The organism is Bacillus sp. hwrm1 (assembly GCF_040207805.1).
In the GTDB taxonomy this organism is placed as follows: domain Bacteria; phylum Bacillota; class Bacilli; order Bacillales; family Bacillaceae; genus Bacillus; species Bacillus velezensis.
In genome coordinates, this window is record NZ_CP157943.1 from 2,973,050 (window position 1) to 2,997,153 (window position 24,104).

Here is a 24,104-nt window from a genome sequence, read left to right on the forward strand (position 1 = left end):
CCTTGGGTCTTTTGTTTTCAGAACCGTCTTTTATTCAAAAGAAGCATTTCTGAAGTAAACTTCGCCTGTTCCTGTCAAGATCACATTTTTGAGGTTTTTATCCTGCACCCAAGGATCCGTATAGAAATAAACTGGCGCGACCGGCATTGCGTCAATAAAGATCTTTTCTGCTTTTTTCAGCTCTTCGATACGTTTATCCGGATCCGTTTCAAGCTGAGATTGGTTCAGCAGCTTTTTAAACTCAGGATCTTCCCATCCGGTATCATTGTTTCCGCCTTCTTTATCACGGAACAATTCTAGGAAGTTGATCGGATCGTTGAAATCGCCGAGCCAGCCCATACGCCCGATTTGGTAGTTCTGGCTGTGCAGCTTGTCGATGTAAACATTCCATTCGGAGTTATCAAGCTCAACTTTGACGCCCAAGTTCTTTTTCCACATTTCCTGTACGGCCTGCGCGATTTTCGCATGCGCGTCATCCGTATTGTAGGACAGTTTGATCGCCGGAAGGTCAGAGGCATTCTTGACGCCTAATTCCTTCAGTCCTTTATTTAAGAATTCTTTAGCTGATTTGACGTCATTGTCTTTGAAATAACCTTTTGTGTTATCCTTGAATCCCTTCATTGACGGCGGCACCGCAGCCATGGCCGGGATCTGTTCGCCCTGCGTTACATTTTTCACGATGGACGAGCGGTCGATCGCATAAGCAAGGGCTTTACGGATGTTGACATTGTTCAGCGGTTTCTCTTCTGTGTTGAATTTGTACCAATACACGCCTGCGATCGGTTCAACGTGAAGAGATCCGTCTTTTTTCAATGTCGGCAGAGATTCAGTCGGAAGCTGGCCGAGCGGCATTCCTGCCCAGTCAAGCTCACCGGCCTGGAATTTTTTCAGTTCGGTGTTGTTATTGTTAATCATCACCATGTTGATTTTCTTCAATTTCACAGCGTCTTTATCCCAATATTGATCGTTCTTTTCGAGCGTGATGGAACCGCTGTGTTTCCAGGCCGTCATTTTGAACGGGCCGTTTGACACATAATTTTCGCCCGCGTTTGTGTTCCAGTTTTTATGTTTTTCCGCGATTTTCTTGTTGATCGGCATATACGTATAGAATGAAGTTAATTGCGTGAAATAAGGTGTCGGGTTATTCAGTTCAACCTTTAATGTTTTGTCATTTACGGCTTTTACGCCTACATCATCAATCTTTCCTTTTCCTGTATTGGCAGCTTCAGCGCCTTTGATGTAGTAGAGCTGATAAGCGTATTGTGATTCGTTGTTCGGGTCAAGCGCCCATTTCCACGCATATTCAAAATCCTGCGCCGTCACAGGGTCGCCGTTAGACCATTTCGCACCGTCACGAATCGTAAATGTATAGGTCTTTCCGTCTTTGCTTGTTTCAATTTTAGATGCCATTCCTTCTTCAGGCTCACCTTTGGAGTTTACGCGTGTCAATCCTTCAAAAGTCTGGCGGATTACGCCTCCTGAAACGGAATCATTCGCTAAACCAGGATGCAGTGAGAACGGCTCGGTTTTAATATTGATATTAAGTGAAGTCTGTCCTTTGGTGTCTTTTTTACCGCCGCCTGATCCGCCGCTGAATCCGCCGCACGCACTTAATACAAGCGAGAAGATAAGCATCAAACCTACAATAGACCAACGCTTTTTCATGCACTAACCCCCTAATCAAATTTTTCAGCCTTTACTACTAAATACTCAGAAATATCAGACAAAATAACTTAATATTTTTCTAAACTTTAATTGTGTTCCGTCTTTTCTGATTATTTTATGTAAAGAAGCTGTAACAATAGAGTGAACAAGTTCATTATAATGAAATGAATAATTTATTGCAATACTATTTTCTCAATTTAAAATATTTAAATTTGGTCAGTTTTTCTGTCAAAAAGGTGATACACTTCTATAGTTTAAAGCATGACCTAACTAAATTTTTTTATTGCAATTTCCAGTTCATATTGCTTTTTACATATAATATTCGTTATACGAAATGTTGATATGCGTTATCATTTAAGCATTTTCAGTTCTTTTTGAGGATTTCCAGCCCTTAAGCAAACTGGAAATAAGCTTGTATTCCTCTGATGACATTTGGCTATAATTGATTTATAATAGATCAATCAAATACATTTGTTGTGATTGCGATGATGAAGAGTAGTACACATTTTCATCCGTTTGAAGAGAGTCTGCGGTGCTGGGAGCAGGTAACGGGCGATGTGGAATGGACTTCTGAGCAGCTGACCGAACGTTAGTAGGCCCAGCCGGAGCAGCCTCCGTTACCAACGTCTCGAGCGATTCCATTGTAATGGAATAATCAGGGTGGCACCACGGTTCATTCGTCCCTTTTTTCTACGGGAAGAATGGGCTTTTTTTATTATGTTTTAAGAAATGAGGTAAGAACTATGAAGAAAACGATTTTTTCTGGCATTCAGCCGAGCGGTTCCGTTACCCTCGGCAACTACATCGGCGCAATGAAGCAATTTGTTGATTTGCAGCATGACTACAACGGCTACTTCTGTATTGTCGATCAGCATGCGATTACGGTTCCGCAGGATCGGCTTGAGCTGCGGAAGAACATCCGCAACCTCGCGGCTCTTTACCTGGCCGTCGGACTTGATCCCGAGAAAGCGACCCTCTTTATCCAGTCGGAGGTTCCCGCTCATGCCCAGGCGGGGTGGATGCTCCAATGCGTCGCATATATCGGCGAGCTTGAGCGGATGACGCAATTTAAAGATAAGTCAAAGGGCAAAGAAGCCGTCGTGTCAGGACTGTTAACCTATCCGCCGCTGATGGCCGGCGATATTTTACTGTACGGAACGGATCTTGTTCCGGTCGGAGAAGATCAAAAACAGCATCTTGAACTGACCCGCAACCTAGCGGAACGCTTCAATAAAAAATACAATGACATCTTCACGATTCCTGAGGTGAAAATTCCTGAATCAGGCGCGCGCATCATGTCACTGGCTGATCCGCTCAAAAAAATGAGCAAATCAGATCCGAACCAAAAGGCATTCATCACGCTGCTTGATGAGCCGAAGCAGCTCGAGAAGAAAATCAAGAGCGCCGTGACTGATTCTGAAGGCATTGTAAAGTATGATAAAGAAAACAAACCGGGCGTTTCTAATCTTTTGACGATCTATTCTATTTTAGGAAACACATCAATTGAAGAATTAGAAGCTAAATATGAAGGCAAAGGGTACGGTGAATTCAAAAGCGATTTAGCCGAAGTCGTTATCGGCGCATTGACACCGATCCAAGAGCGCTACCGTGAATTAATTGAGAGCGACGAACTTGACCGCATTCTCGACGAAGGAGCGGCGCGCGCAAACAAAACGGCCGGCAAAATGGTGAAGAAAATGGAAAACGCCATGGGTCTCGGACGGAAAAGAAGATAAAGAAAAGAGGCGGGAGAATCCCCGCCTCTTTTTTAGTTCACTTTTGATTCCTGCTCCATTTCCCAAAGCTTTTCGAAAAACGGCTGCCCTTTAATCAAATTTTCACAGAACGCAAGATGTTTATCTGACCAGCCTTCAATTGTTTCATTGTAAAGCATGTCCCAAATCTCTTCAAAGCTCATCCGTTTGATCTGCTCGTACATATGCGGATTCCATTCCGTGTACCAATACACAATTTCCGCACGGTTTTTCAGCCCTTTCAGCTGGTCGAGCGCCATAAACATCAGCTGCTTGATCTGCCGCTCTTTTCTCGTCAGCCCTCTGACGTGCTCCGGCGCCAATGACAAAATGTGATATTCCTTTGAAGACTCCAATTGCGCCGGCTCAAATTGAAACGATTCCGGTTCTACATCCTTTACCATTTCATAAACAAGCTGCTCCTGTCTCGGAATCAGGCGGCTCTTTCTGACCGGAATGGTATACCCGATCGTATCCACGGCAATGATGCCGATCCCGTCTGTCACGACAAAACAATACTCCAGCTTTGTCCGCTCATGATTTTTTCGAACGTATGACTTTTGGTGGACTTGGTCAAGCAGCTCTTTCGGAAGCTCTGATAAGTCGTTTTCTATGTAATGAAATAATACCGACGGCACTCTGAGCAGCGGCGTCTGATCCAAAAGTTCAACCGTGTCTTCCTTCCGCCATTCGTGAAAATGGCATACATTGTACCCGTTTTCTTCCCCTTCAAACCAATTGACCCATACATCATGAAGAAATAACATATTCGACCCCTCACTTTATAAAAACTGTTGTCCACAGTATAGGCAAGGGATAGATAAATTATTCCATTTCGATATGAGATTTCCGCAATACGGAACTGGATTTCTGACTGCATCGCAACAAAAAAATCTCCCGTTTCGTCCGGGAGATCATTTCACATTTTTCGGATCAAGCGCATCACGCAGCCCGTCTCCGACAAAGTTAAAGCACAATACGGTAAGAAGAATCAACAAACCTGGGAATAACGGGTACCACCAAGCCTGAATCATAAGCGTAAAGTTCTGTGCATCCTGAAGCATATTGCCCCAGCTTGCGATCGGCGGCTGGATCCCGAAACCGAGATAACTTAATGTAGATTCCGCCAAAATAACCGTTCCCACCTTTAATGTGGCTGAGACAATAATCGGTCCGAGCGCATTCGGCAATATATGAGAAAAGATGATGTGATGATTTTTTGTACCGATCGTCTTTGCAGCTAATACAAACTCTCTGGAACGAAGCGATAAAAACTCCCCTCGGACAAGGCGTGCCGTTGTTGTCCAGCCTGTAAGGGAGAAAATTAAAATTAATTTATCCATTCCGGGCTGGAAAATCGTAACAAGTGTAATAAGCAAAAATATATCAGGTATGGATAATACGATATCAACGGTTCTCATGAGAACGGCATCGACAATCCCTTTAAAATATCCGGCAACGGCTCCGACAACTGTCCCGATTGTAATCGCGCCGATCACAGAAGCGAATCCGACAAGCAAGGAGACGCGCGCCCCGTACAGAACCCTCGTAAAGATGTCTCTTCCGAATTTATCAGTTCCCATTAGATGTTTTAAGCTCGGCGGCTTCAAACGATTGATAAGAGATTGACTCTCCGGAGAGTAAGGAGCGATTACCGAAGCGAATAAGGCTGACAAGATGATGATGGTTAATATAACGGCTCCGATTACAGCTAGTTTATTTTGAAAGAACTTTTCGAAAAAAATCTTCGTCATTGTTTCCGGTTTGGATTGAATATTTTCCTTTAATTTTACTTCGCTGGGGGGTGTGCCGGTATTTGGCTGTAACATTTGACCTCTCACCTCTCTTTGTTAATATTCAATGCGGGGATCAACCAGCGCATATAAGATGTCCGCAATTAAATTCCCCACCACAACCAAAACAGCTGAAATGACCGTCATGGCCATGATAACCGGATAATCCCGCGAAAAGGCTGAATCAATAAACAATTTGCCGAGACCCGGCCAAGTAAAAATCTGTTCTACCACTACCGCTCCCCCGATAAATGACGGTATCATCAGACCAAAAATAGTGATGACAGGAAGAAGTCCGTTTCTCAAACCGTGTTTAAAAATCACTTTATTATCTCGGAATCCTTTCGCACGCGCCGTTCGTATATAATCCTGTTTTAACACATCAAGCATACTGGATCTTGTGTATCTCGTTATCCCTGCCATGTCTGCCGTGGCGAGCACAAAAGCAGGCAGAATCAAGTGATGCAATCGGTCAAATATGTTAAAGTCAGCATTCAAAGTGCTTACTCCGCCAGTGGGAAACCACCCCAGATTTACAGATAAAACCATGATTAAAATCAAACCGAACCAAAAATTCGGAATGGCGAGCCCTAAAAATGAAGTAACAGTTATCCCGTAATCCAATTTTGAATAAGGACGCTTCGCTGACAGAACACCAAATGGAATAGAAATAAGAAGAGCGACAAGGGTTGAGAAAAGCATAAGCACAATCGTATTCGGTAAGCGGGATAAGATAAGTTCAGAAACTGGAGTGCCTTTCTTGACGATAGAAGTCCCGAAATCCCCTTGCAGCATATTCCCCAGCCATTTCACATATTGAACAGGTTCCGGATCATTCAACCCGTATTTTTCAATGAATTTTGCCCTGTCCGCTTGACTGATTGTAGGGTCCATCATAAGTGACATCGGGTCTCCCGGCGCTGCTTTCATGATGGCAAACGACAAAATTGTAATGCCTAAGAGAATCGGCAAGGACATTAATGTTCGCCGTAAAATATATGTAACCATGTTCTTGTCCCCTTTTTAAATAGGATAAGAGAGGAAAGGAACCTCCTTCCCTCTCCAGGGCTTTTGCTATTTTTGATCCAGCCACCATTTTTCAATATTGTACAAGTCATTTTTAGGGTGGAATACATAGCCTTGTAAATTATTCGGCATCGCTCTGTGGTAATTGTAATAGAATAAGAAGCTGTACGGCTGATCTTCAGCAATCAATTTGTATATCTCTTCATACTTCTTTTGGTATTCTTTTCTGTCTGTAATTGTCTTCGCTTCTTCAAGCAGCTTATCGACTTTCGGGTTTTTATACCAGATATTATTCAGCCCGTTTTTCGATTGGCTTGAATGGAAGATAGAGAACTGATCCGGGAACGTTGCAAGACTCCATCCGAGAAGAAGAGCGTCATAATCCCAATTAGGGGCACTTGTCTGTTCGATTAACGCACTGAATTCAACAATTCGCGGTTTAGCCTCGATTCCCACTTCTTTTAATTGCTGCTGAACGACAACAGCTAAATCTTCACGAATTTTATTGCCTTGATTCGTTTTAATTTCAAATGAGAATTTTTTTCCGTCTTTATCAAGGTAGCCGTCACCGTCATGGTCTTCCCATCCGGCTTCTTTTAGCAGCTGCTTTGCTTTTTTCGGATTATAATCAAATGTCGGCACTTTAGACTTCGGATAATTCCATGACAGCGGACTCTCAGGAACATCCGCTACCTTACCGTCTCCGTTCAGCACTTGATCCACCATTGCCTGCCTGTCAAGAGCGTAAGTCAATGCCTGACGCACTTTTTTGTCTTTAAAGATCTCTTTTTTCTCATTCCAGCCGATATAGCTGTAGTTTAAACCAAGGTCAGATTTGACCTTCACATTTCCAAACGTTTTAACCGTATCAAAATCTGTGCCCGGCACAACGAAGAAATCAATATCCCCCGCTTTTAACTGAGCCACGGCCGCGTTAGAATCAGGTATTGTTTTTACTGTCACTGTATCAAGGTAAGGTCTGCCGCCAAAGTAATCATCATTTGCTTCCAGTTTGACATACTCGCCCTTTTTCCACTCAACAAACTTAAACGGACCGGAACCGATTGGATTTTTACGGTTAAATTCATTCTCTCCCAGATCTGCAACCGGGACCTTACCCAATATATGTTTTGGCAAAATGCCGTAACTGTCGAGAACGACATTATAGAAATAGGCATCTTTTTTCTTCATTTTAAACTGAATTTCATATTTTCCTTTTTTCGTTACGGATTTAAGGGACTCAAAACCCGAGCCACGCTCACCGTTGTAATCTTTGTTAAGAGGGATGCTGTAGGTGAAAACAACATCATCGGCCGTCAGTTCTTTTCCATCATGGAATTTAACGCCTTTTTTCAGTTTTACATCATACGTTAATCCCCCGTCAGCTTCTGTTACTTTTTCAGCCAGCGACGGCTTGACGTTTAATTTCTCATCAGTTTCCAATAATGTGCTGTAAAGCATTCCTTCAATATCAGAACTTGCAACATCAGTAGAATAAAGTGGATTAAAAAGTGTGGGTTCCCCGGTTGACCCGACAACCAAATCTCCGCCTTTTTGCGGTTTTCCTGCCGGTTTGGATTCGGTGCTTGTGGATTTTGAGCCGGAGCAGGCTGACAGGAAGATGGCAAACGCCATAAAAACACTTAGCATCATCAGTGCGCTTTTACGTAATTTCATATCAATTCCCCCTTTGTGATATATATGCAGCAAACTGGTTATGTAATCCGGCATACCCCCTCTCGATGCTTGTCATTTCAGGCATATAAATGGCAGGCGACGTAATGGCCGGGAGCGGCTTCTTCAAATGCCGGGATTTGTTCCTTGCAGATCGGTTTGGCCATCGGGCACCGCGTGTGGAACACGCAGCCTTTCGGCGGGTTTGCCGGGCTTGGCAGTTCTCCTTTCAGGATGATTCGTTCCCGCTTGACGGCGTCTTTTTTTCTCGTGACGGGCACTGAAGACAAAAGCGCTTGCGTATAAGGGTGAAGCGGATTGCCGTACAGCTCGTGTTTATCGGTCAGCTCCATCATTTTTCCCAGATACATGACGCCGACTCTGTCGCTGATATGGCGGACAACACTCAAATCATGAGAAATAAACAAATAGGTCAGGTTGAATTCATCCTGCAGTTCTTCCATCAGATTGATGACCTGGGCCTGAATGGAGACATCGAGTGCGGAAACGGGTTCATCCGCAATAATCAGCTCGGGATTCAACGTCAGAGCCCGCGCAATCCCGATCCGCTGGCGCTGCCCCCCGGAAAATTCGTGCGGATAGCGGTTTGCAAAGCTCGGATGAAGGCCGACTTTCGCCAGCAGCTCCTCTACTCGCTCGTTCCGCTCGCTCATGCTGTACATATGGTGAGTCTGGAACGGCTCTTTAATAATGGAACGCAGCGTTTTCCTCGGGTTAAGGGATGCGAAGGGATCTTGGAAGACCATCTGGATGTTTTTGCGGACGCTTTTTCTCAGCTTTTCTTCAGATAAGCCGGAGATATCCTGACCCTTAAATAGAATCCGGCCGTCTGTCGGCTTGTATAAACGGATCATCGTCCTTCCCGCCGTTGATTTGCCGCATCCTGATTCACCGACGATGCCGAGCGTCTCCCCGCGCTTCAGTGAAAAAGAAACACCGTCAACAGCCTTTATATCACCGACTTTCCTTTGAAAAAAACCGGAGCGGATCGGGAAATATTTTTTTACGTCTTTCAGCTCTAAAATCGTTTCTTGGCCTGCAGCTGTCATTTTGATTGGGCACCCTCTTCCTCATATAAAAAACATCTTACAGAACGGCCGCTTTCATGCGTTATCAGCTCCGGCTGCCCTGTTTTACATTTGTCCATCGCTTTTGAACACCTCGGGGCGAATCGGCAGCCTTCCGGAAGATTATCCGGTGTCGGGACACTGCCTTTGATCGCTTTTAATGTATCAATCTCTCCATCTATCACCGGTATGGAGTTTAACAGCCCTTCGGTATACGGATGAAGAGGGTTTAAAAATAAGTCCTCCACACTCGCGCTCTCTACGACTTGTCCGCAGTACATCACGATCACCCTGTCGGCGGCTTCGGAAACCACACCTAAATCGTGAGTGATCAGCAGAATGGAAGTATCGAATTTTTTGCAGAGGTCTTTCATCAGCTCCAATACTTGGGCTTGTATCGTCACATCAAGCGCCGTCGTCGGCTCATCAGCGATCAGAAGCTTCGGATTGCAGCTGAGCGCAATGGCGATCATCACCCTCTGTCTCATCCCTCCGGAAAGACGGTGCGGATATTCTTTCATTACTTGTTCCGCTCTGGAGAATCCGACGAGTTCCAGAAGCTCAACGGCTTTTTTGGACGCTTCTCTTTTATTCATTTTTTTATGGTATTCAAGCACTTCGGTAATTTGTTCGCCGATGGTCAGCACCGGATTCAGGGAAGTCATGGGCTCCTGAAAGATCATAGAGACGTCATTTCCGCGGATTTTGCAATATTCGTTTTCGGTGAAGGAGGCCAGGTCCCTGCCTTCAAGCTTAATCGAGCCGTCCATAATTTTTCCGCCCGAGCTTTGGACAAGTCCCATAATAGAAAGCGAGGTGATGCTTTTGCCCGAGCCGGATTCTCCTACAAGAGCGACGGTTTCGCCTTTGTTAATGTGAAAATCAACCCCGTCGACTGCGGGGATCGGCTGTTTCTTTCTGAAAAAATAGGTCTTTAAATTATTCACTTCTAATAGTGTGCTCATGATACGCCCCTTTCTCATTCCGCTGAAGCAGAGGGAAACATACGTTTCGCTATCACAAAATATAGAATAGTCGAAAAATTTTATAGTTGTATATTATTACATCATTATTACAAAAGCAAGAATTTTTTAGGATAAATGTAATATCCTTAAATAATTTCCATTCTTTTAATCTATTAAAGCGTTGCCTCCAGAAAGGTTTTTGAAGGGATGGCCAATGCTTCTTTTACTGTTTTTTGATGGTCGGTTAAATATTTTTTTACTATATTGAATCCGACGGCATAGCCGAGCATTGAGGGGAAGTATCCTTTTCCGTATAACAGCTGGGAAAACATTCTGCTGTCTCTCGTTAAGCGGAGGTTCGGCTTGACTCTTTTTTCAAACAGAAAATCAAGCTGCTCAGGCGTATAGTAGGACGTCCATTCCGCCGTAAGACTTGAGCCGAACCGCTCATATACAGCATATTCTGCCAGCCCCTCCATCATGATTGTATCAAGAAATGTCTCGTCTTTTTCGTCCTTTGTCACATGCTCTAACCGGCAGACGTGATTATATTCATGTGTCATAAGGGCGGATACAGCTGAATTGGAACTATCCGACGATAGAAAGAGGAACATTTTGTCCCGAAAGGCCAGACCGGATTTTGATCCGAATTCCTGACGGATTTTCCGGTTTCGTTCATCGACGGGCAAAACTACGATCGGCACGTCCGGCCCGTTCCACTTCTCCTTTAAATAGGCTTCCTCCTTTTGAATATGGCTGTAGCATCCTTTTTCTTTCAGCCGTTTACTGGTCCTAACGCCATCCTTCAAATGGCGGAACATGCCGTGGTTTTGCAGCATGCCGAGTATCGGCTTCCACTCTTTCTTATCGGCCCCTGAAAAAAGCGGCAAAAGATGCGGGGCCAGATCATTTACGGATGCCGCCTTTTCCATCCATTGATATGTCTGCTTGACGCTCATACCGGTTCGCCTCCTCTTGTTGTTATCATATGCACGCACAAAAAAACCGGCCACCTTTTTCAGGCAGCCGGTCAGAAACTGTATTATTGATATTTTTTAAAGATCAAAGTGGCATTATGTCCGCCGAAGCCGAGCGAGTTGCTGAGAACGACGTTGACATCCTGCTCGCGCGCTTTGTCCGGTACATAATCTAAATCACACTCTTCATCAGGTGTTTCGATGTTAATCGTCGGCGGGATAATGCCGTCTTTAATGGCCATGACGGAGAAGATTGCTTCAATTCCTCCGGCAGCGCCTAACAAATGACCCGTCATTGATTTTGTCGAACTGACGGCAAGCTTGTACGCATGATCACCGAAAACGGTCTTAATGGCTTTTGTCTCATATTTATCATTGTAGTACGTGCTTGTGCCGTGAGCGTTGATGTAATCAATTTCTTCAGGCTTGATGCCCGCATCTTTGATTGCTTCCTGCATCGCTCTCGCACCGCCTTCCCCGTCTTGGGCAGGCGCGGTAATGTGATAGGCATCACCCGTTGAGCCGTAGCCGACAATTTCCCCGTAGATTTTCGCACCGCGGGCAAGGGCATGCTCAAGCTCTTCAAGCACGACGATCCCCGCGCCTTCTCCCATGACAAAGCCGTCACGGTTTTTATCAAACGGGCGGCTTGCCGTTTTTGGATCAGGATTTGTAGAAAGGGCTTTGTTTGCGCTGAAGCCCGCAAATGACATTCTTGTCAGCGGCGCTTCCGTTCCGCCCGTAATCATCGCATCGGCATCGCCGCGCTGAATGACTTTAAACGCGTCACCGATAGAGTTTGTTCCCGTCGCACATGCCGTCACCGTACAGGAGTTGACTCCTTTTGCTCCGAGAGCGATTGAGATTTGGCCTGTCGCCATATCAGGAATCATCATCGGAACAAAGAAAGGGCTGACCCGTCTCGGCCCTTTTGTCAGGAAGATTTCGAATTGGGATTCAAGCGTTTCAAGACCGCCGATTCCGGACCCGACCCAAACGCCGACTCTCGGCGCGATCTCGTCTGTGATGTTCAGACCGGCATCTTGAACGGCCATTTTCGCGGCTACGACAGCGTATTGCGTGAAGCGGTCCATTTTTCGCGCTTCTTTTTTATCCATGTGATTTTCAATATTGAAATCTTTCAGTTCAGCAGCTACTTTCGCCGGATACTCGTCCGATTCCACACGTGTGATCGGTCCGATTCCGGATACGCCGCCGATTGCATTTTTCCAGCTTGTTTCGGCGTCGTTTCCAAGCGGAGACAGGGCTCCAAGCCCTGTAACGACTACTCTTTTTTTACTCATCTTGTGTGCACCTCACCTTTTTTTATCGTCCCCAGCGTATTGCTATGGCGCCCCATGTCAATCCTCCGCCGAAACCGACCATGACGATGACGTCGCCGTCTTTAATTTTGCCTGCTTCCAGTTCCTCTACTAATGAAATCGGAATGGATGCTGCGGATGTGTTTCCATATTTATGGACTGTTTTAGACATCTTTTCAACCGGAAGCTCCAAACGTTCCCGTGCGGCTTCCATGATGCGGATGTTTGCCTGATGCGGAATCAAAAAGTCTACGTCCTCTTTGGAGAGGCCGGCTTTTTCAATGACATTTACACTCGATTCACCCATTTGCCGGACGGCGAATTTGAATACTTCTCTTCCATGCATGATTGTATGCCCTTTTTCATCTAAGTACAAGTGCTGACCGCCTGTACCGTCTGCTCCGAGCTCAAATGACAGTATGCCTCTGTCGTCGCTGACCGGTCCGATGACCGCCGCTCCGGCTCCGTCTCCGAACAGCACAGCCGTATTGCGGTCGTCCCAGTCGGTAATGCTTGAGAGCTTTTCCACGCCGACCACGAGGACATGTTTGTATGTTTGCGATTCAATGAATTGTTTGGCGGTTACGATACCGTACATAAAACCCGCACATGCGGCGCTGATATCCATCGCGCACGCTTTTTTGGCCCCGAGCTTCTCTTGTATCATACAGGAAACGGTAGGGAAGGACTGGTCAGGAGTAACCGTCGCCACGAGGATCATATCAAGCTCCTCAGCGGAAATGCCGGCCTGATCAAGCGCTTTTTGCGCAGCCTCAGCGGCCATGCCGGATGAATACATATCTTCCGCGGCGATTCTTCTTTCTTCTATACCTGTTCTCGTACGAATCCACTCGTCCGATGTATCTACCATTTGTTCAAGATCATGATTTGTCAGCACTTTTTCCGGGATGTAACGGCCGACGCCAAGAATTCCAGCTTTCATTGGAAAGACTCCTTTTTTATAATGAATTTAAAACTAATTAGTTATGATCAATTATTAGTATCAGGTACTAATTCTACCCTATTTTTTTTCTGTTGGCAATATATTCGTCTAAACTATCGGACGCTGCTCCTCATAGAATAAAAGGAAGACGAAAGGAGGCTTCACTATGGATATTTTCTCCAAAATGATGTTCGGCGATTCCAGAGACCGGGATAAAGAACCGGAAGAAAACCCGGAGCAGCCTCAGGCTGAAAACGAAGAAGAGATCGATTACAACCACGTGATGAATCAGCTGGGGTCCATCATGAACTCTCTGGATCAATTAAAGCCCGTATTTAAAGACTTCGCGCCGATGGTGTCCGCTATAAAGAAAAAAATCATGTGAAAAGCCACTTCATGAAAAGTGGCTCTCTTTATTTATTCAGCTCCCCGGCATCAGATCTGCCAAGCTCATACGCTTCCGCCATGACCGATGTAAACAGGTCCATAAACGGCTGAATCATTTCCATAGACAGATCTATGCCGGATTTCTCAAGCTCCGCCTTTGCTTCCGGCAGGTATTTCATCGCGATCTGCATAAATTCAAGAGACTTTTCATGCTGCATGTGTATCCACCTCTATTCATTTGACGGCAGTTCATTTGTTCGGTTATACGTTTTTACAAGGTCTGAGATTTTGTCTTGAAATGCTTTGTCCACCAGAGGGCTGAACGTCCCCATTTCAACGACTCCTTCCCTGAAATCAAAGTTGTGATCTCCGCTCTTGAGCGTACCTTTATTATATTGCTCGGCAATTAATGTATAGGCTTTATCTACGTTTTGCACCGTGCTTGTCAGCACCGTGTTTTTGCCGAGATTCGATTGCTCGGCGACATAGCCGATGGCGTAAAGCCCGTCTTTTTTGATTTGCTGAATGACAGGAACATTATACCCGTCTCCGGCCGGATATACAACATCCGTGCCTTCCGCTTTTAACTTCTCGTAAAGATGCAGCGCTTCATTGCCGTTATCCCAGTGGTCCGTAAATTCAGTGTTGACGGTGATATCAGGCTTTTCATATTTCGCCCCTTTGATAAAGCCGTCTACTTCAGGCTGCCACAAAAAGGAGGCGATGACGCCGACCTCATTGGTTTTTGACATATGGGCGGCTGTCATTCCCCCGAAAAAACCCATTGCTTCTCCCATAAGATGAACGCTTGTGACATTATCGCTTTTCGCCGTTCCGTTTGCGACGACGAATTCCATGTCGGGATAATCCTTGCTGATCATATTGAAGATTTCCTCGTATTCATTTCCGTGCCCGTATAAAAGATTGACTCCTTTTTTATGAAAATCATCTATCGCTTTTAAAATATCTTCATCGGATCTGATATTTTCTTTATAATAAACGTCAACGTTAAATTCAGATTGTATCGCTAATAAACCTTTGTAACCTTTTGTGCCCCATACCAAGTCACTGATGGTATCGGGAAAAAGCATTCCGACCTTCTCAATTTTTCCTTTAAACGGAGTTTGTGCGCATCCGCTCAATAAAAGGAGGACAGAAAAGATCATGACAAGCCTGGTGATCAAGCCATGTTCAACCCCTTTTCAAACTCATAACATGTATAATTGATATACGTTTATTGTAGCGGTAATGCACATAACATGGAAGGTATTTCTTAAAAAATGTCGAATATTGATGAAAATTGTCTTTTCCATTCTTTAATTTTTTCTTCCGCTTCCGTTTTTTGCGTTTTTTCTTTTATTTCCAGGGTAATAATCTGATTTTCGTCTTCTGTGCCGTATGCCTCAAGCTGATTCATCAGCCCGCAGACTGCGTCTTCTAAAAAGATCCTGCTTTCGCCATCTTCTTTTGCTTCTGTCCACGGACCGTAAAGGGGAGGAAGGATAATCGCTTTTGCCGTATCCCGCTGACCGTTTTTTTCCCAGTCTCCGTGATCCTCACTGTAAACAATCCAATATAAAGGCTCAGCCCTTTCTTCAGGCAGACACCCGCTCCCGTATTGAACGCAGATACGATCGTATTCCTTTTCACCGATTTCATCTATTATTTGAAAAAGCCCGTTTCTCGCGAGCCACATTAATCGTTCTTCTAAATACAGCTGCCTCGTTTTGTCCTCCGGTTCTGCCAAAATGACATCAACATGCACGCCCTCATCCATCAACCGTTCGCACAATGAAAGGCCGAGAAATTCGTCTGCTCCAATGATCAGCGCTGTCTTCATCACATCTGCCGCCTTTCCGGTTTTTCATTCGCACACAAGCCAAACAGCCCTCTGAAAAGAGATGGCTGTTGTATTCTATTCATTACAGGTCTTTTTCATGACTGCGGAAAAACCGGCAGATGGCTCTGTACATACGCGCAGGGTTCTCAAGCAGGTGATACGTGATATCAGTCTTGCTTCCGGTCTTTTCCCGGGCTTCTTTATACGCATTCGCATGCAGGGTGTACGGGTACGGCGCTCCGGTCGTTCTTTGCCATATATGTACCGGCACGCGGGTGCGGCAGCCGGTAATGGTCTGATAGCTCAGTGAGCTTGCCTCTTTTTCAGAAACACCGAAGCTCTGTGCCGTTTCCCTCAGAAACTGCTTATAAAAAAACTTATTTTCTTTCTCTGATTCAAAATGGGCTTGAAGGTCAAGACAAGGATCTAACATTGCGGCTGAACGGATATGCTCCGCTGAAGACTGCAGCAATTGATCGGCGATAAGGGCGCCCATGCCTTCTGCGAGCAAGTGTATTTTCGGATTGAGGGTTTCTTGTTTCAACACATAATGCATCAGCTGTCTGGCGTAAAGGACGGCTTTTTCCGAACCCCAATGCCGTCCGTATAAATTGCTGTTAAAAATCGTGTACCCTCTGTCAAGCAGCACATGTAACAGCTGGTTTCTCCCTTCATGTTCGAGCCAAAAGCTTGAGTCCCGGCTGACAAAGTGGGTTCTGTCCCCCAGAATAAAGATACAGAAGCCATTCGGCCGATACGGCAGATGGATGACGTTCAGCTCAGATCCGAATTGGAAAAATCTTTCCGTAATCCCCATGCCTGCCCGCCTCCTTTTACTCCTAATCTCTCTATTGGCTATCATATGTAAGAAGAATGAAAACGGATCGGATAAACTCCTATTTGCTGCTATGTTTTGGCTATTATCCCGAGCACGGGAACCGAATTTTCCTTCAGACGGCCTGACAGGCGGGCAAATGTCAGTTTCAGGCGCGCTTTTTGATGAGAAAATGACCTTCCGCCCGCGCTTTATGTATGGTATGATACAACGTAGAATAAAATGAAGGACGAGGTGGAAACGTGCGGTTTATTATCGGTTTTATTTGGACGTTCCTTTTAACACATATGGCCTGTTATTTGGTCGCCTCCATGAACAGCGCGGCGTACAATTTCAAGCAATCATCCGTTATTGCCGTGGTTATTGCGGTGCTAGTCTTTGTTCTTGCGGAGATCATGCCTGTCAAACAGGATGCAAGCCAGCATTAAATAAAAAAACCTGCTATTCAGCAGGTTTTTTTGTGTTCACGGTTTTCGTTGATACGTCCACAATCTGTTGTGGTTTGAAGTTTCAGGGAACATTTCTCCCACTGTAAGCTTGATTTTTTGCGGGTTTTTGACCATGCTTCCCGTTTCGCCGATTTCAACGTACACACCGTTATTCGGCGCTTTTTGTCCCGGGCGGAATTGATGCTGCTGTCCCACGTCATTTCCTCCTTTTTCTTTTTTATGTAGTATGCGCTTGTATGCGGAGAAATATCAAAAACCGCTGAATGAGATTCAGCGGTTTTTTTGTTCATCCTGTTTGTAAAGAAGAGCTTTCAGGAGCGCTTTTTGCGCGTGAAGCCGGTTTTCCGCCTGCTGAAATACCGCAGAGTTCGGGCCGTCGATAATCTCGGACGTGACCTCTTCTTCCCGATGCGCGGGCAGGCAATGCAAAAATGTATAGTCGGGTTTGGCGAGACTGACGAGTGAGGCGTTGACTTGATACGGGGCAAACACATTCAGCCGCTGCTGCGTCTCTTCCTCCTGCCCCATGCTCGTGAAGACGTCGGAGTAAATCACGTCTGCATCCCGCACCGCTTCCTGCGGATTTTCGGTAAGGGTGATTTTCGCTCCGGAAACAGCCGCCGCTTCTTTTGCGGCATTTGCCGCCTCTTCCTTTACTTCATAGCCTTTCGGCGAAGCAATCGCAATGTCACAGCCCATTTTTGCGCAGCCGATCATTAGTGAATGCGCTACATTATTTCCGTCACCGATATAGGCGGCTTTTACTCCTTTCAGTTTTCCTTTTATTTCTTGTATCGTTAACAGATCCGCGAGTGCCTGACACGGGTGATACCGGTCGGTCAGCCCGTTTATGACGGGAATGTCTGCATGCTCGGCAAGCTCTTCGACTTTTTCATGCTCAAAGGTGCGGATCATAATGGCATCAACGAAGCCGGACAGCACCTTCGCCGTATCCGCGACCGTCTCCCCCCGCCCAAGCTGCAGGTCGCTGCTTGAAAGAAATAGTCCCGTTCCCCCGAGCTGGGCCATTCCCGCTTCAAAAGACACACGTGTGCGGGTTGAAGATTTTTCAAAAATCATCGCCAATGTTTTCCCTTGGAAAATCGGCTGTATCGGATGTTGTTTTAATAATGAAGCTTCTGTCAGAAGCGCATTGATGTCTGACGGGCTGACATCTTTTAAGGAAAGAAAATCTTTGCCGTACAAATGGGTTAATGTGTGTTCCGCTTTTATTGTGTGCATGATGCCACTTCCTTTTGATAAAGATCTTTGAGCGATACAGGCTGAGGTTTGCCCGAGCCGCTTGCTAAAAATGCCTTTACGGTTTCCGGTTCAGTAAAGACCGTCACACCGTGCGTCATGGCTTCGATCCGTTGTTTACGCGCTTCTTCAGAGTGATTGAAATTGATATGGACCGCTTTATCCTTTCGCTCTGCCCATGCCGGGAACGCATCTTTGCATACCGTAAATCCCGCCTCTTGAGCCTGACGTTCCAATTCCGCATCACAGCCTTCCAGATAGATGCTGCCTTTTTTCTCCCAGACGTGCGCGTAGATTTTTTTCAGGGCGCTTTCTGCGTCAAACGCGACACACATGCCTTCTCCGGTCGACTTCATTTCCGGCCCGGGCTTTACGTCCACATCCTGAATGGCGTGCGAAGAAAAAACCGGGAATTTCACTGCCGTTCCGTGCTGATTTTGAACCTCAGGCTTGATGTCTTTAAGGGAAGCGCCGGCCAGCAATCTGGCGGCAAGCGGGATCATCGGCACCCCCATCACCTTAGACACGACAGGAACCGTGCGGCTTGCCCGCGGATTCACTTCAAGAACGAGAATATCCCCTTTGTCATCAATGACAAACTGAATGTTCATGATGCCTTTAAAAGCCAGTTTTACCGCGATTTTTTCGGCGGCCTCTTTTATATTCCGCTGCATATCAGGTGTGACAGACGGACCCGGAAGAATCGCAAAACTGTCGCCCGAATGGACGCCGGCGCGTTCAATGTGCTCTGTGTAAGTCGGCACGAATACTTCATGTCCGTCGGAAATCAGATCGATCTCCAATTCTTTTCCTGTAATGTACTGATCGATCAAAATCGGATACGGCATGCCCGCTTCATTTTCCAGCAGTTCTGACATTTGCGCTTCTGAATCAACGATGATCATGCCCATCCCACCGATGACATAAGACGGACGGATCAGCACGGGGTAGCCGATTCGGCTTGCTTTTTCCGTTGCTTCTTCTTTTGAATAAGCGGTTTCGCCTTTGGCATGTTTGAGGTCAAGGTCATCAAGCAGCTGATAAAACAGATCCCGATCCTCCAGCGCATCAAGGGTTTCAAAGGATGTTCCGAGCAGCGGAATGCCCGCTTTTTCCAGCGGTTCAGCGGCATTGATCGCGGTCTGTCCCCCAAACTGGACGATGGCAAAATCAATGTTTTCATGTTCCGCCACATTCAAAATATGTTCTGTCGTCAGCGGTTCAAAATAAAGCCGGTCGGCGATTTCATAATCCGTGCTTACTGTTTCCGGATTGTTATTGATCATAATCGTTTCATACCCCAGCTTTTGCAGGGTCAGAACGCCGTGGACGGCGCTGTAATCAAATTCCACTCCCTGACCGATGCGGATCGGGCCTGAGCCGATGATGAGGGCGCGTTTTTTCTCTTTTCGGCTGATATCTCCGTCGCTTTCCCCGAGGTAGGTGGAGTAGAAATAATTCGTCTTGGCATCAAATTCAGCGGCGCATGTATCTACGATTTTAAACGACGGGACGATGCCTGATTTCTTTCTGAGAGCACGGATGTCTTCTTCCGTTTTTCCCGTGAGAGATGCGATCATGACATCCGTGAAGCCCTTTACCTTCGCCTGCTTTAAAAGCGGGAAAGACAGATGATCCCCTTCTTCCATCAGCTTGTTTTCCAATGTGATGATATTTCGGAATACATGGAGAAAAAACGGGTCAATTTTCGTTTTGGCATGGATGTCTTCTATCGTTTCACCGCGGCTTAACAGCTCCATGACGACGAAAAATCTCCGGTCATCCGGCGTTACCGCTAATTCCCACAGCTGATTGATCGTACAGCCGCCGAGTTCAGGCAGGCGGGTGCCGATCGTTTTCAGCTCAAGGGAGGCCGCCGCTTTTTGAATGGCCGCTTCCATATTTCTTTCAATCGCCATGACCTCTCCCGTCGCTTTCATCTTCGTTCCGAGCGTGCGGTCGGCATGTTTAAATTTATCAAACGGCCAGCGCGGGAATTTGACGATGACATAATCAAGCGCCGGTTCAAAGCTTGCATAAGTAGAGCCCGTCAGCGGATTTTTCAGTTCATCAAGCGTATAGCCGACGGCAAGTTTCGCCGCCATTTTGGCAATCGGATAGCCGGTCGCTTTTGACGCGAGAGCTGAAGAGCGGCTGACACGCGGGTTCACTTCAATGACATAGTACTGTTTGCTGAACGGATCCAGCGCAAATTGAATGTTGCAGCCGCCGACCACATCCAGCGCCGAAATAATCGCCAGGCTTGCTGAACGCAGCATCTGATATTCTTCATCCGTTAACGTCTGGGACGGTGCGACGACAATGGAGTCCCCTGTGTGCACGCCGACGGGATCGATGTTTTCCATATTGCAGACGGTGATGCATGTATGATTGCTGTCGCGCATGACCTCATATTCGATTTCTTTAAAACCGGCGATGCTTTTTTCGACGAGGCATTGGCTGATCGGGCTTGCTAAGAGCGCCTGTTTAATAAGCGTCTGAAACGCTTCTTTCGTTTTCGCGATTCCGCCTCCCTTTCCGCCTAACGTGTACGCCGGTCTCAGAATGACCGGAAATCCGATAGACTCAGCGAAACGGAGGGCGTCTTCTTCGTTGTCGACGATTTCGCTTTCCGGAACGGGCTGATCGAGCTCTTTCATCAGGGCGCGGAACTGCTCCCGGTCTTCGCCTTTTTGAATGGTTTCCACCGATGTTCCCAAAAGCTTGACGTGATGCTTCTTCAGCACGCCTGCTTCTTCAAGCTTAACGGCTAAATTCAATGCCGTCTGGCCGCCCAAATTGGCAAGCAGACCGTCCGGTTTTTCTTTTTCAATAATGGCCTCGATGCTGTCGGTTGTGAGCGGTTCAAAATATATTTCATCGGCAAACGCCTCATCCGTCATAATCGTTGCCGGGTTGTTGTTGACTAGAATAACGCGGTATCCTTCTTCTTTCAGAGCCATGCAGCCCTGCGTTCCTGAATAATCAAATTCTGCCGCCTGGCCGATGATGATGGGGCCGGAGCCGATGACTAATATGCTGGAAATGGTTGTATCTTTAGGCATGAGCGATTTCTCTCCTTGCTGGTATCACTTTCTCTAGAAATTCATCAAATATCCACTCGCTCTCAGCCGGTCCGGGATGAGCTTCAGGGTGGAACTGGACGCTTAATACGGGAAGGCGCTTATGAATGAGCCCTTCCACCGATGTGTCATTGACATGATGAAATCTGATGGACAGCTCGTTTTCGTCAATTGATGCTTCATCAACGACATAGCTGTGGTTCTGGCTTGTCATAAACACCCGTTTCGTTTTCCGGTCAATGACGGGATGGTTGGCACCCCTGTGGCCGAACGGCAGCTTATACGTATTTCCTCCGAAAGCCAGGGCAATCAGCTGATGCCCGAGGCAAATGCCGAGTGCGGGGAAATCACTGAGTAATGATGTAATCCGGTTCATGTACGGCGCAATCGCTTTCGGGTCGCCCGGGCCGTTTGAGAGCACGATTCCGTCGGGCTGAATGTCGTAAACAGCGTTCATCTGCTGATACGGAATGACCGTTACTTTACAGCCGCGCTTTACAAGTGACGAGGCGATTGATTTTTTATAACCGAAATCAATCAGCGCAATATGCCGGTCTCCATTCCCCATTGACGTGATGTCTTCAGACTGCGCCAGCTCCGCCGGGTTTTCTGTTCCGGATGCTGCCGGAATTTCTCCTGTTGTTGACACGGCAGCGTTCATCGTGCCGCCGGAGCGGATGGTTTTGACGACGGCCCGTGTGTCCACTTCGGTTAAGAGCGGGATGTTCCATTTATTTAAATACTCTCTCAAGCTTGAGACTGCTTCGTGGTGAGAAAAATGTTCACACGCTTCATAGACGGCAACAGCCTTGACTTGAGGAATCTTACTTTCAAGGTCTTTTTCATTAATTCCGTAGTTTCCGATGAGCGGATACGTAAAGACGATGATCTGACCCTTATATGACGGGTCTGTAAGCACTTCCTGATAGCCCGTCATTCCGGTGAAAAAAACCGCTTCGCCAACACAGCGGGCTTCTTTTTCAAGTTCACCGCCAAATGATGTTCCGTCTTCCAATACTAAATAGCCTTTCATCTAAAGCCCACCTCTTGATGAATAATTAATTAAAAATATGAATTTTTATACTTTTATATCGAAAAAAATTACCGTTTCACTGCCGAATGCGCTTCGATCGCTGCCTTAAGCATACTGACGGCCGACAGCATTTCTTCTTCAGAAACCGTAAGCGGCGGGAGCAGCCTGATGACATTCGGTCCGGCCGGAAGCACGAGAAGCCCGCGTTCCTGCAGATCTCCGATGATGCCGGACACGGGACCTGCGCATTCAATGCCGATTAATAACCCTTTTCCGCGGATTTCTTTTACAAAAGGCCCTGTCAGTTCACGGTTCAGCTGCGCTTTTAAAAATGATCCTTTGTCTGCTGCCGCCTGGAGAAAGTCCGGCTGAAACACAATATCCAAGGTTGCTTTCACAGCTGCCATGGCAAGCTTATTGCCGCCGAAAGTCGTACCATGCGTACCCGGCGTAAAGGCCTCTCCAAGCTTCTTTTTGCCGATCACGGCTCCGACGGGAAAACCGTTTCCAAGCCCTTTCGCAGCAGTGATGATGTCCGGAGAGATGCCGAAATGCTCATAGCCGAATGCCTTGCCCGTCCGGCCGATTCCGGTTTGAATCTCGTCTGCGATAAGCAGCGCCTGTTTGTCTTTGCAAAATGTCTGTAAGGCTTCGATGAATTCCGGATCGGCGGGATTGACTCCCCCTTCTCCCTGCACCGTCTCAAGCATGACGGCGGCGATATCATCCTCTTTTGAAAGCGTGCTGAATGCCGACGGATCATTGAACGGAAGATAGTGAAAGCCTTGAAGCATCGGTCCGAAACCGGTCTTGATTTTGTCTTGTCCGGTGGCGGCCATCCCCGCATAGGTCCGTCCGTGAAACGATTGATGAAATGTTACAATTTTTGTCTTTCCCGTTGCTTTACGGGCAAGCTTAATGGCGCCTTCATTCGCTTCGGCCCCGCTGTTGCAGAAGAAAACGAGATCTCCCGCGCTATGTTCGGCAAGCTTTGCCGCGGCTTTTTCCTGAAGATCATTTTCAAACAGATTGGAAACGTGCCATACGCTGTCAAGCTGTTCTTTCACTGCTTCTGTGACCTCATCATGACAATGGCCGAGATTGGAAACGGCGATGCCCTGAATAAAATCGAGATACGTTTTTCCGTTTTCATCCTCTGCAATTGTCCCTTTCGCTTTTTTGATATCGATGGGCCAGCGGCTGTAGGTTTGAAATAGACTGCTCATGACACGCTCTCCTTTTCTTTGACGATTTTTGTTCCTTGGAAGGCTTGATCGGTAAAAAACGCTCCTTTTCCGTTTACGATCATCACTTCCTCGACGTCTTCACTCAGTGCCGATAATGCCGAGTTTACCTTCGGAATCATCCCTCCTGAAATCACGCCGTCATCTATGAGGGCCTGAATCTCTTGCGGCGTCAAAGTATCCAGCCTGTTCTCTCCGTCCATAATTCCTTCGACATCCGTGACAAATAAAAGTTTATCGGCGTGTAAGGCTGAAGCGACGGCCGATGCCGCGGCGTCTGCGTTGACGTTCAGCGTTTCGAAATCACTTGTCATGGAAAGCGGAGCGATAACGGGAATGATGCCTTCTTTCATTAATGCGTGAATGATTGACGGATCGGTTTTTTGTATTTCGCCGACTTCTCCGTATTTGTCTTGATTAAGATAGGATGCTTGAAGGAGACCGCCGTCCTTTCCTGATATTCCCGCGGCTTTCAGCCCGTTTTTCGCGAGTTCGGTTACGAAAAATTTATTGATCGTCCCTGACAAGACCATTTCCGCTGTTTCCAGCACCGGTTTGGTCGTTTTCCGCTGTCCATCGACAAATTCCGTTTCAATCTGCAATGTTTTCAGCATTTTTGAAATGTCCGGGCCGCCTCCATGGACGACGGCAATGTTCCAGCCCGATTGCATAAGCTCTTTTACATTTTGAAAAAAATCGGCGGATAACTCTCGGATTACGCTTCCGCCGCACTTAAAAACGATCGTTTTCTTCATGCCGCTCCCCT

23 protein-coding genes and 1 other annotated feature are annotated in these 24,104 nt (G+C 46.6%); of the genes, 3 read left to right on the forward strand and 20 right to left on the reverse strand.

Annotation, left to right across the window (positions count from 1 at the left end):
- Window positions 1–30: 30 nt before the first annotated feature.
- Window positions 31–1,665, reverse strand: coding sequence for a peptide ABC transporter substrate-binding protein (locus ABK447_RS14825; protein ID WP_025284554.1), 1,635 nt, complete (start codon window positions 1,663–1,665; stop codon window positions 31–33).
- A 476-nt stretch (window positions 1,666–2,141) separates the two neighbouring features.
- Window positions 2,142–2,353 (forward strand) — a binding site (T-box leader).
- Window positions 2,354–2,408: 55 nt separating this feature from the next.
- Here ABK447_RS14825 and trpS point away from each other — a divergent pair.
- Window positions 2,409–3,401, forward strand: a complete 993-nt coding sequence (trpS, locus tag ABK447_RS14830; protein ID WP_014304785.1) for a tryptophan--tRNA ligase — start codon at window positions 2,409–2,411, stop codon at window positions 3,399–3,401.
- Window positions 3,402–3,433: 32 nt separating this feature from the next.
- Here the strand turns inward: trpS and ABK447_RS14835 are convergent, their stop codons facing one another.
- The 9 genes from ABK447_RS14835 to ABK447_RS14875 all read right to left on the reverse strand — a co-directional run bounded on the left by ABK447_RS14835 (window position 3,434) and on the right by ABK447_RS14875 (window position 13,207).
- Window positions 3,434–4,186: a YjbA family protein gene (locus tag ABK447_RS14835; RefSeq protein ID WP_007409116.1), complete on the reverse strand. Its 753-nt coding sequence runs from the start codon at window positions 4,184–4,186 to the stop codon at window positions 3,434–3,436.
- Between the two features lie 147 nt (window positions 4,187–4,333).
- Window positions 4,334–5,248 (reverse strand): oligopeptide ABC transporter permease, encoded by a 915-nt coding sequence (opp4C, locus tag ABK447_RS14840; protein WP_007409117.1) that lies wholly within the window; start codon window positions 5,246–5,248, stop codon window positions 4,334–4,336.
- 21 nt (window positions 5,249–5,269) lie between these two features.
- Complete coding sequence (locus tag ABK447_RS14845; RefSeq protein WP_003155051.1) at window positions 5,270–6,220, reverse strand: ABC transporter permease; 951 nt, start codon at window positions 6,218–6,220, stop codon at window positions 5,270–5,272.
- 66 nt (window positions 6,221–6,286) lie between these two features.
- Window positions 6,287–7,915 (reverse strand): peptide-binding protein, encoded by a 1,629-nt coding sequence (locus ABK447_RS14850; protein WP_007409118.1) that lies wholly within the window; start codon window positions 7,913–7,915, stop codon window positions 6,287–6,289.
- 77 nt (window positions 7,916–7,992) lie between these two features.
- Window positions 7,993–8,982: an ABC transporter ATP-binding protein gene (locus tag ABK447_RS14855; protein ID WP_003155053.1), complete on the reverse strand. Its 990-nt coding sequence runs from the start codon at window positions 8,980–8,982 to the stop codon at window positions 7,993–7,995.
- Window positions 8,979–9,965, reverse strand: a complete 987-nt coding sequence (locus ABK447_RS14860; protein WP_012117279.1) for an ABC transporter ATP-binding protein — start codon at window positions 9,963–9,965, stop codon at window positions 8,979–8,981. Before ABK447_RS14860 ends, ABK447_RS14855 begins: the two co-directional genes overlap by 4 nt.
- Before the next feature lie 173 nt (window positions 9,966–10,138).
- Window positions 10,139–10,924, reverse strand: coding sequence for a DUF2268 domain-containing protein (locus ABK447_RS14865; protein WP_012117278.1), 786 nt, complete (start codon window positions 10,922–10,924; stop codon window positions 10,139–10,141).
- 83 nt (window positions 10,925–11,007) lie between these two features.
- The gene (gene fabF / locus ABK447_RS14870) at window positions 11,008–12,246 is read right to left on the reverse strand and encodes a beta-ketoacyl-ACP synthase II (RefSeq protein ID WP_012117277.1); all 1,239 of its coding nucleotides are present in this window, start codon (window positions 12,244–12,246) and stop codon (window positions 11,008–11,010) included.
- Window positions 12,247–12,268: 22 nt separating this feature from the next.
- Window positions 12,269–13,207, reverse strand: a complete 939-nt coding sequence (locus ABK447_RS14875) for a beta-ketoacyl-ACP synthase III (protein ID WP_007409122.1) — start codon at window positions 13,205–13,207, stop codon at window positions 12,269–12,271.
- 166 nt (window positions 13,208–13,373) lie between these two features.
- Here ABK447_RS14875 and ABK447_RS14880 point away from each other — a divergent pair, with 166 nt between their 5' ends.
- Window positions 13,374–13,592 carry a hypothetical protein gene (locus ABK447_RS14880; protein WP_007409123.1) on the forward strand — a complete coding sequence of 73 codons (219 nt, stop codon included), beginning with the start codon at window positions 13,374–13,376 and terminating at the stop codon, window positions 13,590–13,592.
- 28 nt (window positions 13,593–13,620) lie between these two features.
- Here ABK447_RS14880 and ABK447_RS14885 read toward each other — a convergent pair whose 3' ends face one another.
- The 4 genes from ABK447_RS14885 to ABK447_RS14900 all read right to left on the reverse strand — a co-directional run bounded on the left by ABK447_RS14885 (window position 13,621) and on the right by ABK447_RS14900 (window position 16,251).
- The gene (locus ABK447_RS14885; protein ID WP_003155061.1) at window positions 13,621–13,812 is read right to left on the reverse strand and encodes a ComZ family protein; all 192 of its coding nucleotides are present in this window, start codon (window positions 13,810–13,812) and stop codon (window positions 13,621–13,623) included.
- 12 nt (window positions 13,813–13,824) lie between these two features.
- Window positions 13,825–14,778 carry a BMP family ABC transporter substrate-binding protein gene (locus tag ABK447_RS14890; protein WP_007409125.1) on the reverse strand — a complete coding sequence of 318 codons (954 nt, stop codon included), beginning with the start codon at window positions 14,776–14,778 and terminating at the stop codon, window positions 13,825–13,827.
- 89 nt (window positions 14,779–14,867) lie between these two features.
- Window positions 14,868–15,434 carry a hypothetical protein gene (locus ABK447_RS14895; RefSeq protein ID WP_007409126.1) on the reverse strand — a complete coding sequence of 189 codons (567 nt, stop codon included), beginning with the start codon at window positions 15,432–15,434 and terminating at the stop codon, window positions 14,868–14,870.
- Between the two features lie 82 nt (window positions 15,435–15,516).
- Window positions 15,517–16,251 carry a hypothetical protein gene (locus tag ABK447_RS14900; RefSeq protein WP_080130436.1) on the reverse strand — a complete coding sequence of 245 codons (735 nt, stop codon included), beginning with the start codon at window positions 16,249–16,251 and terminating at the stop codon, window positions 15,517–15,519.
- A 260-nt stretch (window positions 16,252–16,511) separates the two neighbouring features.
- Between ABK447_RS14900 and ABK447_RS14905 the strand changes: the two genes are divergently transcribed.
- Complete coding sequence (locus ABK447_RS14905; protein ID WP_007409129.1) at window positions 16,512–16,697, forward strand: YjzD family protein; 186 nt, start codon at window positions 16,512–16,514, stop codon at window positions 16,695–16,697.
- A 36-nt stretch (window positions 16,698–16,733) separates the two neighbouring features.
- Here the strand turns inward: ABK447_RS14905 and ABK447_RS14910 are convergent, their stop codons facing one another.
- The 6 genes from ABK447_RS14910 to argB all read right to left on the reverse strand — a co-directional run bounded on the left by ABK447_RS14910 (window position 16,734) and on the right by argB (window position 24,093).
- Window positions 16,734–16,913: a YjzC family protein gene (locus ABK447_RS14910; RefSeq protein WP_003155070.1), complete on the reverse strand. Its 180-nt coding sequence runs from the start codon at window positions 16,911–16,913 to the stop codon at window positions 16,734–16,736.
- A gap of 75 nt (window positions 16,914–16,988) precedes the next feature.
- Window positions 16,989–17,960, reverse strand: coding sequence for an ornithine carbamoyltransferase (gene argF / locus ABK447_RS14915; RefSeq protein WP_094031642.1), 972 nt, complete (start codon window positions 17,958–17,960; stop codon window positions 16,989–16,991).
- The gene (locus tag ABK447_RS14920) at window positions 17,948–21,043 is read right to left on the reverse strand and encodes a carbamoyl phosphate synthase large subunit (protein ID WP_064107901.1); all 3,096 of its coding nucleotides are present in this window, start codon (window positions 21,041–21,043) and stop codon (window positions 17,948–17,950) included. Before ABK447_RS14920 ends, argF begins: the two co-directional genes overlap by 13 nt.
- Entirely contained in the window at window positions 21,036–22,094 is a 1,059-nt protein-coding gene (locus ABK447_RS14925; protein WP_012117273.1) for a carbamoyl phosphate synthase small subunit, read from the reverse strand. Before ABK447_RS14925 ends, ABK447_RS14920 begins: the two co-directional genes overlap by 8 nt.
- Window positions 22,095–22,162: 68 nt before the next feature.
- Window positions 22,163–23,320, reverse strand: coding sequence for an acetylornithine transaminase (locus tag ABK447_RS14930; RefSeq protein WP_094031641.1), 1,158 nt, complete (start codon window positions 23,318–23,320; stop codon window positions 22,163–22,165).
- Window positions 23,317–24,093: an acetylglutamate kinase gene (gene argB, locus ABK447_RS14935; RefSeq protein ID WP_032871177.1), complete on the reverse strand. Its 777-nt coding sequence runs from the start codon at window positions 24,091–24,093 to the stop codon at window positions 23,317–23,319. The genes ABK447_RS14930 and argB overlap by 4 nt, the downstream gene beginning before the upstream one ends.
- Window positions 24,094–24,104: the final 11 nt, after the last annotated feature.

Coding starts and splice junctions, on each gene's coding strand:
- ABK447_RS14845 (WP_003155051.1), bottom strand. CDS start 6,220: ATGGTTACATATATTTTACGGCGAACATTAATGTCCTTGCCGATTCTC.
- trpS (WP_014304785.1), top strand. CDS start 2,409: ATGAAGAAAACGATTTTTTCTGGCATTCAGCCGAGCGGTTCCGTTACC.
- ABK447_RS14880 (WP_007409123.1), top strand. CDS start 13,374: ATGGATATTTTCTCCAAAATGATGTTCGGCGATTCCAGAGACCGGGAT.
- ABK447_RS14825 (WP_025284554.1), bottom strand. CDS start 1,665: ATGAAAAAGCGTTGGTCTATTGTAGGTTTGATGCTTATCTTCTCGCTT.
- ABK447_RS14850 (WP_007409118.1), bottom strand. CDS start 7,915: ATGAAATTACGTAAAAGCGCACTGATGATGCTAAGTGTTTTTATGGCG.
- fabF (WP_012117277.1), bottom strand. CDS start 12,246: ATGAGTAAAAAAAGAGTAGTCGTTACAGGGCTTGGAGCCCTGTCTCCG.
- ABK447_RS14835 (WP_007409116.1), bottom strand. CDS start 4,186: ATGTTATTTCTTCATGATGTATGGGTCAATTGGTTTGAAGGGGAAGAA.
- ABK447_RS14895 (WP_007409126.1), bottom strand. CDS start 15,434: ATGAAGACAGCGCTGATCATTGGAGCAGACGAATTTCTCGGCCTTTCA.
- ABK447_RS14865 (WP_012117278.1), bottom strand. CDS start 10,924: ATGAGCGTCAAGCAGACATATCAATGGATGGAAAAGGCGGCATCCGTA.
- opp4C (WP_007409117.1), bottom strand. CDS start 5,248: ATGTTACAGCCAAATACCGGCACACCCCCCAGCGAAGTAAAATTAAAG.
- argF (WP_094031642.1), bottom strand. CDS start 17,960: ATGCACACAATAAAAGCGGAACACACATTAACCCATTTGTACGGCAAA.
- ABK447_RS14875 (WP_007409122.1), bottom strand. CDS start 13,207: ATGAAAGCTGGAATTCTTGGCGTCGGCCGTTACATCCCGGAAAAAGTG.
- ABK447_RS14900 (WP_080130436.1), bottom strand. CDS start 16,251: ATGGGGATTACGGAAAGATTTTTCCAATTCGGATCTGAGCTGAACGTC.
- ABK447_RS14925 (WP_012117273.1), bottom strand. CDS start 22,094: ATGAAAGGCTATTTAGTATTGGAAGACGGAACATCATTTGGCGGTGAA.
- ABK447_RS14930 (WP_094031641.1), bottom strand. CDS start 23,320: ATGAGCAGTCTATTTCAAACCTACAGCCGCTGGCCCATCGATATCAAA.
- argB (WP_032871177.1), bottom strand. CDS start 24,093: ATGAAGAAAACGATCGTTTTTAAGTGCGGCGGAAGCGTAATCCGAGAG.
- ABK447_RS14860 (WP_012117279.1), bottom strand. CDS start 9,965: ATGAGCACACTATTAGAAGTGAATAATTTAAAGACCTATTTTTTCAGA.
- ABK447_RS14885 (WP_003155061.1), bottom strand. CDS start 13,812: ATGCAGCATGAAAAGTCTCTTGAATTTATGCAGATCGCGATGAAATAC.
- ABK447_RS14920 (WP_064107901.1), bottom strand. CDS start 21,043: ATGCCTAAAGATACAACCATTTCCAGCATATTAGTCATCGGCTCCGGC.
- ABK447_RS14855 (WP_003155053.1), bottom strand. CDS start 8,982: ATGACAGCTGCAGGCCAAGAAACGATTTTAGAGCTGAAAGACGTAAAA.